Below are 11,239 nucleotides of genomic sequence, written 5' to 3'. Positions count from 1 at the left end.
TTATTTTTTGTCTGAAACTGTTAGTTGTTTTCTTCCTTTTGCTCTTCTAGCTTTTAAAACTTTTCTTCCATTTTTAGTTTGCATTCGAGCAAAAAAACCATGAACTTTAATGTGTTTACGTTTTTTTGGTTGATATGTTCTTTTCATAAAAAGCTCCTTCTTTATATGTTTTTATTTGAAAATAATTTTCAAGCTGATATTTAAAATTATGTATTATTATTTTATCAAACAAAACAATAATATTACATAATATTATCTTATTTACTTATTACCGGCTTTAAATTATTAGCAATAAACAATTCTTATTTTAATTTATTTGTTAAAAAAATAAAAAAAATTTAAAAAATATAAAAATTTTTGACATTGATTATTTATTTACATTTTTAAAATGTTATTAAATAAAAAAATATCTTGTAATAAGTACTTTTTTTGTTAAAAAATGTAAATAAAAATGTCAATAAAATCCAAATTATTTGCTTTGATAAATAATTATTTACAAAAATAATAATATAAATTTATAATTTAATCTATGACTATGAATTCGACAAGAAAAATTAACCCAAATGCAGATTTAGAAATAAATAATACCTTGCTTCAACAAGAATTCGAATCTACATCAAATGATCCAATTTTATATGATTCATTTTTAACATTAGTTAAAATTATTAAACAAAAAGATAATAAAGTTTTTTTGCATGCACCCGAAAAAATCAGAGTATTTTTAGAGGCAAATTATAAAGAATATATTTATAGATGCGTTAATGAAATATATCAAGATACAAAAGAAATTATTTTTAGCTCCGATAGTCTTTTATATAACAATGAAACCAAAAAAACACAAACAAAAATTAATGTTCAACCAGAATTAACTTTTGAAAATTATACAAAAGGTAAATTTAATGAACAAGCGTTATTAGGTGCTAGAACAGTGATTGAAAATCAACAAGGACAAATTGCGTTTAATCCTTTATTTATATATGCATCAAGCGGTTTAGGTAAAACTCATTTATTACATGCAATCGGAAACGAATTAATAAAAAAAGGTAAATCGTGTTTATATATTCAACCTAATATTTTTATAAGACCTATAATAGAACATTTAAAAAATAAAAATCAAGAAGGTATTAACAAAATTATTGATGACTGTTTGAAATATGACTGTTTAATGTTTGATGATGTGCAGGAATTTGGTGGTAAAGAAAACACTTTAAATGTCTTATTTGCAATTATAAATAATCATATTAGTGAAAATAAACAAATTATTATAAGTGCAGATAAAACACCAAAAGAATTAGGTGGATTTGAAGAAAGATTTATTACAAGATTCTCAGGTGGAATAACATTTAAAATTAATAATCCAAGTGTAGAAGATATTATTAATATTTTCAAATTTAAAATTGATAAAGAATTAATTGATTCAAATAAATTTGATGATAAAACATATAAATTTTTAGCTAGAAATTTTTCAAATAGTATAAGAAATATTCAAGGTGCAGTTAATAAAATTAAAATTTTTTACATTAATGATAAGAATTTTAGATATGACAGTGAATATATAAAATCAATTTTTAAAGATGTTGGTACAGTAAGTGAATCAGTTACACCTGAAAAAATAGTTGATACGGTATGTAAGTATTATGGAATAGAAAGAAAAAAAGTAATTGATAAAAACAGAAGTCAAAACATAGTTAAGGCAAGAAGAGTAAGTATGTGATTAATAAAAGATCTTTTCGATATTCCTTTTAATGATATTGGAAAAATGTTTAGTGGACAAACCCATAGTTCAGTAATTGCGAGTGTAAATTATATTGATAAACACATAAAAAGTGATTCAACTTTGAGTTTGGCAATTAGCAAAATTAAAGATAATTTAAAGAAAATTTTATAAATTAAGGAGTTATTATGAAATTCAATATTTCTATTCAACAATTAGATAAAGCAATAGACCGTGTATCAAAAGCATTAGATTCCAATCCATATTTACCTGCTTTAAAAGGTGTTTTAATTGAGGCAACTGATTCAGCTGTGACATTCGTTGTGTCAAATACTCAAATTGCAGTAAAACATACAGTTTTAACAACGGGTGCAGATATTGAAACCTTTAATAAAGATGGTTGTGAAATAATTGAATCAGGAACAGCGCTAGTTCCTTTAACATTATTTAAAAATATTGTTAAAAAAATTGATGGAATTGTTAAATTAGAAACTGAAAATTCAGTACTAAAAATTAAAACAAATGAAGATATTTTTGAAATAAATTTATTAGATAGTTTTGAGTACCCTGAAACTGAATTTGAACAATATGGAGAAAAAATTGTTTTACCTTTTAGTGCTCTTAAAAGCATTGTGAAAAATGTTTCTTTTGCAGCAGCACAAAACGCAACAAGTGTGATTTTAAATTGCGTTAACATTTCTGCAAAAGATAACGTTTTAGTTGCAATTGCAACTGATGGTTTCCGTTTAGCACGTCAACAAACAGCAATTGAAAATACTGTAGATTTTAATTTTTCTATTCAGTCAAAAACTTTAAAAGATCTTTTAAATTTTGATTTTAAAGGTGACATTAGTATGTTTGTTAGTGAAAATAAAATTCATATTAATTTTGATGGAAGCATTATTCAAACTAAATTGGCTAATTTAGCATATAAGGACACAGCAAACTCAATTCCAAGACAGTTTGAACAAATTTTAACAATTGATAGAAAAAAATTAACAGAATTAATTCAAAAAGCATCACTTTTAAATTCAGATGCTAATTCCAAATTAAGACTTTCAATTCATGATTCGGTTTTATATGTATCAACAAATCGTGATGAAATAGGAAAAGCAGAAGTTAAAACTACAGAATTTAGTTACAATGATGAATCTTTAGATATTTCATTAGTAACTAAAAATTTAACAGAAGCAATTAACGTATTTGAAGGTGAAATTAATTTAATGTTTGCAGAAAACAAGCAAAGAATTTTAATAGTTTCAAAAGAAAACAAAAACAACCAACAACTAATAACTCCACAAAGAGGATATTGATAATGATAATAGAAATAACAACAGAAACAATTAAACTTTCACAATTTCTTAAAAAGATAGGTTTAATCGAAACGGGTGGAAGGGCTAAATTTTTTATTGTAGATCATGAAATTATGATTAATGGAAAGCCAGCAGTTTCACGTAATCAACAAATAAATAATGGTGACATTATTTGAATTGATGATGAAGTTTATAAAATAAAAACAATTGCACATTAAAACGAATATTTTGAAACACTGTATTGTATATATGGTGTTTTTTAAATTTTATTAGGTTCTGATTTGTGAATTTTATGGTAAAATTTTTTTAGATATTTTATTAAATATCATTTTTATAATCGATTATAAAAAATGAGGAGATATATGAAAAAACAAAAGAAAAATCTTTTATTTGTTGGTTCAGCAGCAGCTATTACAGCTGTAGCTGCAACAGCAGCTGCAATTAGTGCATCATGTACTACAGCTGAAAACAACAATGAAGTAAAATTAAGTGTTTCTCAAAAAACATTTATGAACTTAGATTCAAGAGTGAATGTTTTAAGAGATACTTTAGAAGATAAGAAAATGTATAAAACAACTTTCGATAATTTAAGAAGACTTATCTACGATGAAAATAAAGCTTACAAAAAATTAGATGAAAATCAAGCTGATGAAATAAATTCACTTACAGGAAGATATTCATTAAGTTATGATAAGTTAGTTGAAGCATTTGCTAAAACATATGAGGAAATAGAAGTAAAAGAAGCAGAAGAATTAGTAGCGCAATTATCTTCACTAGAAGATCAAGAAGTGGCAAATGACTATAAATTAAAAATTCAACAAGCAAAAGAAGCTATTTTTACATACAAAGAATCTACAACAACATTAGACAATAAACCAGCAAGAGTTAGTGCCTTAGTTGAAACAGAAAAAGCTTTATGAAATGCAACAGTTGAAATTAAGAAACTATTAGCACCTGAAACAGTTGATGCAAAAGCAATGTATGAATTCGCACTTGCAACAGCAGAAGCATTAATGAACTACTCAGAAGATAAACAAGGATATGAATCAATTTTTGATGACTTATTCGTAAGAAACTTCTATGCACAAAAAATGGCTCAACCAGGACAAGATTCTGATTATGAGGCAGCATATAATTATTTATGACCAGAAACAAACAATGTACATGGTCCAAAATTCATTCAATTCTACGAAGAAGAAGTTACATTCGCAAGAGAATTATCAGCTAGAATGAATGACCCAGAAGATACTGAACAACAAAGACTAAAAAAAGATTTAGATGTAGAAATTAAAAATTCATCTGATTTATTAACAGGTGTTAATGTAACACTATTACAAAAAATTAATGGAAAAATTAAATTAGATGAAGTATTGAAATTTGCACAAACATATCAAGAAGATAAAGAAGCAAAAATTCGTGCAGAACTACTTAGAAAAGCAAAAGAAGCTTATGATGCTAAACTTGCTGAAGTTTCACAAATGGAAACTTTACTTGCAGATCCAAAATATGCAACAATTTTAAAAGAATTACAAGATTCAAAAACTGCTGAAACTACACCAGTTTCTGAAAAAGAAGTAAATAACACAATTGAACCAACTGATTACAACAACGCAGTTGCAAAATTAGAAGAAGCTCTTGCAAAAGCAAAACAAGATAAAGAAGCACAAGATGCTTTAGAAGCAGCTAAAACCGCATATGAAACAAAATTAGCAGAAGTAAAAAGATTATAGTACAAATACATTAACTGGAACAGATTATGCTAATGTTAAAACAACACTTGATGGTGAAACTAAAACAGTTGAAGATAGAGTTGGTGGAGAAGAAACCAAAACAGTTGAACTATACAATACAGCTGTAACTGATTTAACTACAGCATTAGAAAAAGCACAAGCTGAAAAAGCAAAAATTGATGCTAAAAAAGCTTATGAAACATCAAAAGCAGCTGCAGATAAATTACTTACAGAACTTCAAACAGATCCTAAATATAAAGAAATTTCAGATGCTTTAGATGCAGAAATTAAAAAAGCTGTAGCAGAAGCAGCTAAAGATACAACTGCTGATTATGTAAATGCTAAAGACATATTAGATAAAGCAATTACACAAGCAACTGAAGATAGAAATAATTATGAATTAAATCAAGCTAAAAAAGCTTATGAAGCAAAAGTTGCTGAAGCTAATGCTAAAGAACTAGATGACTATCCAAAAACAAAAGCTAACCTAACAGCTAAATTAGCAGAAATAGATAATGGTTTAGCAGATCCAAGAACTGTAGAATCATACAACGCAGCAAAAGACTTAGTTCAAACTGAAATTGATAACTTAGATTTAGCAAAAGCAAAAGAAGCTTATGAAACAAAATTAGCAGAAGTAAATGCATATAAAGAAACAATTACAGGTTCAGAAGCTGCTACTCAGTTAGAATCAGAAGTTACTACAATTGATAATAAAGTAAAAGAAACTCCAACTACAGATAAATATGAAGAAGGAGTAGAAAAATTAAAAGAAGAATTAGACAAAGCAAAAGCACACCATGAATATACAACTACATTAGCTGCAGTTACAAAAGATAAAGATACTTTTGAAGACGGTAAACCTAAAACCGATTATGAAAATGCTATTAGAGAAAATACAATTGCAGATACAAGTACTGCAACCATCGATAATTTCCAAAATGCAGTAATAAAATTAAAAGAAGCTCAGTTAGAAGCTCACAAAGCAAGATATGAAGCTGCTAAAAAAGCATATCAAGATGAATATAAAAACAAAAATGTTGATAATGATGCTAAATATGTAGATGCAAAATCTAATAAAGAAACAGAAGGACAAATCACTGAAAGAACAGAATCAGAACCTACAACAGCATTATATGATTCAGGAACAACAGATTTACAAGACTTACTTGCATTATTAAAAGCACAATTATTATTCCTAGATAAATTAGATGAAGTTAAAACAAAAGCTAATGGAATTCAAGATAAAGATACAAAAGAAGCTGCATTAGCAGAATTTACACAAATTCAAGAAGCTGCAAATGCAAACAAAACAGTTAATAACTTTAATACACAAAAACTAAAACTTGATGAAGCTTTATTAAATGCATTTAAAAATGAATATAATAAGGCAAAAGAAGCTAACTCAACTAAAGCAGCAGAATTTACAGATCCTAAATATGCAAGTGCAATTTCTTACAATACATCAGAAATCGCAAAACAAGATGCTATAGTAAATGCTGCTGATACAACAGTAGATCAAGTAAAATCTGCTACTGCTAAGGTTAAAGAATTAACAGAATTATTAACTAAATATGCAGAATACTTAGATAAATTAGCAGAAGTAAGAGCAGATAAAGATAGTTTTGATGAAGGTGAAGTTAAAACAACATATAATACAGAAATTGAAACTGCAAATACAAAAGCAACTTCTGATGAAATAACACAAGAAAAATTAACACAAGGAATTAATGATTTAGAAGCAGCTATGTTAAAAGCAAATAAAACAAGATATCAAAAATCAAAAGAAGCCGCAACCACATATAAAGATGAAGTTAATGCTAAACCAGAACCAGATTATAAATCAATAAAAGAAGAATTTAATACTAAGTTTACAGACATCACAACAACAGCAGAAGCTCAAACAGAAACATCTGCTAAATATAAAGCAGGTTATAAAGCTCTTGATTCTTTAGTAGCTACAACAAAAGAAAAAGTTGCTAAGAGAGAGAAAGAATTAAACTACATCAATTCATTACAAGAATTTATACGAGCACAAGAGAACTACTTAAATCAAATTAAATCTCCTTCAAATAACGAAGAAGAACAAAATGCTAAATTACAAGAATTATTAGCAACAGCAAGAGAAAAATATGATAAATATGTTGATGCAGCAAAAGCTTATGGACAAAAACCTGTAGAATGAACAATTGAAAACACAAATTAATTTAATATAAGTAGATTTAAATACAAAATAACACCAATTGTTAAATGGTGTTATTTTTTATTCTAAAAAAGTTAAACAATTGTGCGTATATAACTCATGATATGAATGACTATTAATAAAAACTGCTGAAACAAAAAAATAAATACAAGGTTAAAAATATATAAATAACAATATAATTAAAACTATAAATATAAACTATATCTGACTATTTAATCATTACAGATTAAAATTAAATGTTCGCAAAATAAAATATTTTATAAAAATAAATAGCATATAAAATATCTTAAAACTATAAATCAAATAAATATAAATGTGTTTATTTATGATTTAGATTTTAATATATGTCTTTAATTTAATTAAGCAAAGCGATATATTTGTTTAAAATTTAATTGATTTTAATTTATTTGTAAATAATAAGAAAACAATTAGCTATTTTAAAAATATTTATTATATTAAAAAAGTTAAAATTTACAGTAAAAATATAAATTACTTAGTATTATTATGTTAATACATAACAAAAACCTGTGTAGGTTATTAATGAAAGATAAAAGAATACTAGAAATGTTTTCTGAAAAAACATTTAAAAAAGAATTAGCAAGAACAAGAAAATATGAACCAGAAAACGAAAAAGCTTTTGAAATAATTTTGAAAAGATTAGCTAAAATGTAATTCATATTTTGTAATAATTATTCATTACAAGAAATGTTAAACTTAATTTGATATTTTTAATGTTGGTAGTATTTAATTTAATTAAAATATAAAATAAAAAACCAGGGATTAAACCCTGGTTTATATATTATTTTGGATAAGATTAAGCTTCTTCGATTTCAAAAATTTCATCACCAACTGTTAATTCTTTACCTGGTTCAATTAAAATTTTTGCGATTTTTCCTGTCACTGGTGAAGGGATATCTGTTGTCATTTTATCTGTTTCTACTGAGTATAGGTTATCTCCTTCTTTAACTTCTTGTCCTTCAGTTACATAAACTTCAGCAACTGTTCCTTCGTGTAATCCTTCTCCAACATCTGTAAATTGCATTTTAAACATAATTATAACTCTCCTAATTTTTCTGGGTTTTCAATTAATTCTTTAATACGAGCGTTAAAACGCCCTATATCTGCACCGTCTACTCAACGGTGGTCGGCTGCTACTGTTAAGTACATTGATTTTTTATCAACTATTTCACCATTTTCACGAACTAATTCGTTAAATATAGCTCCAGTTGCTAAAATTCCGATTTCTGGGTAGTTCATAATTGGGTTTCCAAATAAAACTCCAACACTTCCTACGTTTGTAATTGTAAAATCTGCACCTTGCATATCAGCCATAGTAATTTTTCTTGTTCTTGCTAATTCTGCTAAACGAATAATTTCTTTTTGAATTTCTACTATTGAAAGTTTATCAGCGTTTTTTATAACTGGAACAAGTAATCCATGTGGTGTATCAACTGCTATACTAATGTTGATTTGTCCTGGGAATTTAATAACTCCTGCTTCTTCATCAACTTTAGCAGCAAACATTGGGAATTCTGTTAAAGCTATAGTTGTTGCTTTAATAATTCATGATAAGAATGTTAATTTTACACCTTGTTCTTGTAAAACTTTATCTTTAACAGCTAATCTGTGGTTTCATAGTGCTGTAGCATCTGCTTTTTGAACTAATGATGTATAAGCAACACGATCCATTGCATTTTTTAAGTTTTTAGCAATGGCTTTACGGATTCCTGATAATTTAACTTCTTTTGCTTCCATTATTCATTTCCTCCATTAGCTTTTTCTGCTTCTTTTCTTTTTCTTTCAAGAATAGCTTTTTGACGTGGTGTTAAATTACCTTCGTCTTCTGCTTTTGCTTCTTGTTTAGATTCAGTTTTTTTAGTTTTGCTAAAAGCTGAAAAATCTAATAAGTCATTTGAAACTTTTAATGTTCCAACAACGGCAGGAGCTCCTTCTTCTTCCGGAGCATTGGCGTCTTTTACATCTTTTGGATCTAGCATAAAATCCTCCTTTATGTTAATTTGTTTAATATTTCTATTTATCTATTTTATACTTTTATATAAAAAATTATAAACAAAAAGCAATTTTTTAATTTAAAAATACTAAAAAAATCGCTTTTTTGATTTTTATTTTTCTTTTTTATTTTTATTAATTACTTAATTATAATTATATATTTTTTGACACACAAAATATATAAAATACTTTTATAATATACATTTTATTATGATATAATAAAGTTACCTATATCAAGAGGTTACCCCTTGTGGGTAGCCTTTTTCAATGGAGGTAATTATGAACATTATTGAAGAAATTTTAAATAAATTTACTAATCAAATTAGTCAGTGCAAATGATTAAATACTCCAGAGGGAAGATTTTTGAGTATAGAATTAAACACTCATGATCTTAATGAAGTAACTTTAATTACAAAAAAAATAAACAATTTTATTGATGAAATTGATACTGAATCAAATTATTATTTGGATATATTTTCAAAAGGTGTTGATTTGGAAATATCTTTAGATGAAATTAATGATTATGTAGATAAAAAAATTGAAATAACATTAAAAGAACCATATAAAGATAAAAAAGTAATTCAAATTATTTTTAAAGAAGAAAAAGAAGATGAGTTATTTGGAAGAATCAATAATAAAGGTCAATTTCAAAAAATATTTATAAAAAAAGAGAACATACATAAAATACAAAAAGTAATTTTTTAAATTAGGAGACTTATGTCAAACAAATTTTTTGAAGAAATTTTTAACTTATCACAATTAAAAAATATTCCATATGAAGAAGTTAAAAATATGTTTCAAGAGGCTATTACAAAAAATTTTGAAAAGCTTTATGATCAAGATGCTGAGTTAGAATTTATTTTTGATTCAGAAAACCAAATATTTGAATTAATTAACCATTCAAAAATGGTAGTTGAAGATCCAGAAAATGAAGAACAAAAAGATGATTTTATTCCATGTATTCAAATTGCTTATTCAGATGCTATTAAAATAAATCCAGATGTAGAAATCGAAGATTTAATGAGTGAAAAAGTAGATTTTGAAAAATTCCCTAAAAAAGTATATTCACAAATTCTTTCAACTTTTAACCAATTAACAAGAGAATATGAAAAGAAAAGAATATTTGAGAAATATTCACAACTTCAAGGACAAATTTTACGCGCAAAATTAATTTCAAAAACTGATAAAGGTGCAATTGTAAGTTTCGAAGACGAAACAGAAGCATTCATGCCACTTAAAAAAGTAAATCAAAAAATTCTTCCTGAAACCGGAACTATGATTGATGTTGTTGTTAAAGAAGTTTTTGAAGATACTAAATTTTATCAAGTTATTGTTTCAAGTTCAGAAACTATTTTATTAGAAAAACTTATTAAAAATGAAATACCTGAATTTGCAACAAATGATATAGAAATAGTAAAAATAGCAAGACTTATTGGAGATAGAGCAAAAATAGCTGTAAAAGCAAGCGACAATAGTTTAATCGATGCTGTTGGTTCAGTGATTGGTGCAAACGGTGAAAGAATAAAAGCAATAGAATCAAAATTACGTGGTGAAAAATTAGAAATTATTAATTATGACGATGATATCAAAAAATTTATTATCAATTCTCTTGCTCCTGCTAGAGTAATTGATGTAGTTTTAAATACAAATTCTGAATCTGCAAATTCATTTGATGTTATTGTTCCTGATCGCCAACATACATTAGCAATTGGTAAGAAAGGAAATAATGTAGTTTTAGCTGTTGAATTAACATCTGCAAAAATAAACGTTTTAAGTTATTCAGAAGCATTAGCAAACAATATAACTTTTGGTTGAAATGGAAATATTACACAACAAGAAGTTGAACTTTTAGAACAAGGTCAAAGATTAAAACATCAACAACCAAAAAAACCAAATCAACGTAAACAAAACAATAATTTTGATTTCAATTCTTTATTTGAACAAGACCTTCAAAAATTCAAATCAGAATTTGAAATCGAAGATGCTAAGCTTTTTGAAAGCAGAGTTTTTGATTCACAAAATCCAAGTTCTACTTTTAACATAGATAAAGAATTAGAAGAAGCTATTAAGCAAACAAAATTTATGGATGAAGAAGCTATTGATGTTTTAGATGATAATGTTGATGCTGATGAACCTTATTCAAAATCATATAAAGAAGATTACGAACAAATAGCTAAAACAAAATTAAGTGATTTCCATGAAGATAAAGACTTAATAAAAGGAATTGAAGACTTAGATTTAGACGATATCAAGTGAGATGAAGAATAAT

The 11,239-nt window shown here is 26.0% G+C and carries 14 protein-coding genes and 1 pseudogene; 8 read left to right on the top strand and 7 right to left on the bottom strand.

Annotated elements, in window-relative coordinates:
- Nucleotides 1-147 (bottom strand): 50S ribosomal protein L34, encoded by a 147-nt coding sequence (gene rpmH, locus N8G13_RS00470; protein WP_171113203.1) that lies wholly within the window; start codon nt 145-147, stop codon nt 1-3.
- A 388-nt stretch (nt 148-535) separates the two neighbouring features.
- On the opposite strand from rpmH, the gene dnaA reads away from it, so the two are divergent.
- From dnaA to N8G13_RS00450, 4 genes are all read left to right on the top strand, one after another.
- The gene (dnaA, locus tag N8G13_RS00465) at nt 536-1,888 is read left to right on the top strand and encodes a chromosomal replication initiator protein DnaA (protein ID WP_262288993.1); all 1,353 of its coding nucleotides are present in this window, start codon (nt 536-538) and stop codon (nt 1,886-1,888) included.
- 14 nt (nt 1,889-1,902) lie between these two features.
- Nucleotides 1,903-3,030 carry a DNA polymerase III subunit beta gene (dnaN, locus tag N8G13_RS00460; RefSeq protein ID WP_262288992.1) on the top strand — a complete coding sequence of 376 codons (1,128 nt, stop codon included), beginning with the start codon at nt 1,903-1,905 and terminating at the stop codon, nt 3,028-3,030.
- Nucleotides 3,030-3,245, top strand: coding sequence for an RNA-binding S4 domain-containing protein (locus N8G13_RS00455; protein ID WP_262288991.1), 216 nt, complete (start codon nt 3,030-3,032; stop codon nt 3,243-3,245). The genes dnaN and N8G13_RS00455 overlap by 1 nt, the downstream gene beginning before the upstream one ends.
- Before the next feature lie 144 nt (nt 3,246-3,389).
- Nucleotides 3,390-4,757: a hypothetical protein gene (locus N8G13_RS00450; protein ID WP_262288990.1), complete on the top strand. Its 1,368-nt coding sequence runs from the start codon at nt 3,390-3,392 to the stop codon at nt 4,755-4,757.
- Nucleotides 4,758-5,372: 615 nt separating this feature from the next.
- Here the strand turns inward: N8G13_RS00450 and N8G13_RS00445 are convergent.
- The 3 genes from N8G13_RS00445 to N8G13_RS00435 all read right to left on the bottom strand — a co-directional run bounded on the left by N8G13_RS00445 (nt 5,373) and on the right by N8G13_RS00435 (nt 6,557).
- A complete protein-coding gene (locus N8G13_RS00445) occupies nt 5,373-5,543 on the bottom strand; it encodes a hypothetical protein (RefSeq protein WP_262288989.1) in 171 nt (56 codons plus the stop codon).
- An 87-nt stretch (nt 5,544-5,630) separates the two neighbouring features.
- Nucleotides 5,631-6,068, bottom strand: coding sequence for a hypothetical protein (locus tag N8G13_RS00440; RefSeq protein WP_262288988.1), 438 nt, complete (start codon nt 6,066-6,068; stop codon nt 5,631-5,633).
- Between the two features lie 144 nt (nt 6,069-6,212).
- Nucleotides 6,213-6,557 carry a hypothetical protein gene (locus tag N8G13_RS00435; protein ID WP_262288987.1) on the bottom strand — a complete coding sequence of 115 codons (345 nt, stop codon included), beginning with the start codon at nt 6,555-6,557 and terminating at the stop codon, nt 6,213-6,215.
- On the opposite strand from N8G13_RS00435, the gene N8G13_RS00430 reads away from it, so the two are divergent.
- Nucleotides 6,505-6,963, top strand: a complete 459-nt coding sequence (locus tag N8G13_RS00430) for a hypothetical protein (protein ID WP_262288986.1) — start codon at nt 6,505-6,507, stop codon at nt 6,961-6,963. The genes N8G13_RS00435 and N8G13_RS00430 overlap by 53 nt on opposite strands.
- Before the next feature lie 537 nt (nt 6,964-7,500).
- Nucleotides 7,501-7,632, top strand: a complete 132-nt coding sequence (locus tag N8G13_RS00425) for a hypothetical protein (RefSeq protein ID WP_262288985.1) — start codon at nt 7,501-7,503, stop codon at nt 7,630-7,632.
- Nucleotides 7,633-7,780: 148 nt separating this feature from the next.
- Here the strand turns inward: N8G13_RS00425 and N8G13_RS00420 are convergent.
- The 3 genes and pseudogenes from N8G13_RS00420 to N8G13_RS00410 all read right to left on the bottom strand — a co-directional run.
- Nucleotides 7,781-8,011: pseudogene (locus tag N8G13_RS00420) on the bottom strand (biotin/lipoyl-containing protein); the annotation flags it as partial.
- 2 nt (nt 8,012-8,013) lie between these two features.
- On the bottom strand, nt 8,014-8,715 hold the full coding sequence (locus N8G13_RS00415; protein ID WP_216535855.1) for a 2-oxo acid dehydrogenase subunit E2: 702 nt from the start codon (nt 8,713-8,715) through the stop codon (nt 8,014-8,016).
- Complete coding sequence (locus N8G13_RS00410) at nt 8,715-8,957, bottom strand: hypothetical protein (protein WP_262288984.1); 243 nt, start codon at nt 8,955-8,957, stop codon at nt 8,715-8,717. The genes N8G13_RS00415 and N8G13_RS00410 overlap by 1 nt, the downstream gene beginning before the upstream one ends.
- Before the next feature lie 292 nt (nt 8,958-9,249).
- Here N8G13_RS00410 and N8G13_RS00405 point away from each other — a divergent pair, with 292 nt between their 5' ends.
- Together N8G13_RS00405 and nusA are read left to right on the top strand one after the other, a co-directional pair.
- Nucleotides 9,250-9,675 (top strand): hypothetical protein, encoded by a 426-nt coding sequence (locus N8G13_RS00405; RefSeq protein ID WP_262288983.1) that lies wholly within the window; start codon nt 9,250-9,252, stop codon nt 9,673-9,675.
- A 12-nt stretch (nt 9,676-9,687) separates the two neighbouring features.
- The gene (nusA, locus tag N8G13_RS00400) at nt 9,688-11,238 is read left to right on the top strand and encodes a transcription termination factor NusA (protein WP_262288982.1); all 1,551 of its coding nucleotides are present in this window, start codon (nt 9,688-9,690) and stop codon (nt 11,236-11,238) included.
- The last annotated feature ends 1 nt before the right edge of the window (nt 11,239 follow it).

The sequence above is a fragment of the Mycoplasma zalophi genome, assembly GCF_025486335.1.
Classification (GTDB): Bacteria; Bacillota_I; Bacilli_A; order Mycoplasmatales; family Metamycoplasmataceae; genus Metamycoplasma; species Metamycoplasma zalophi.
The sequence above is the reverse complement of the archived record's forward strand: the minus strand, read 5'-3'. Positions and strand labels throughout refer to the sequence as shown.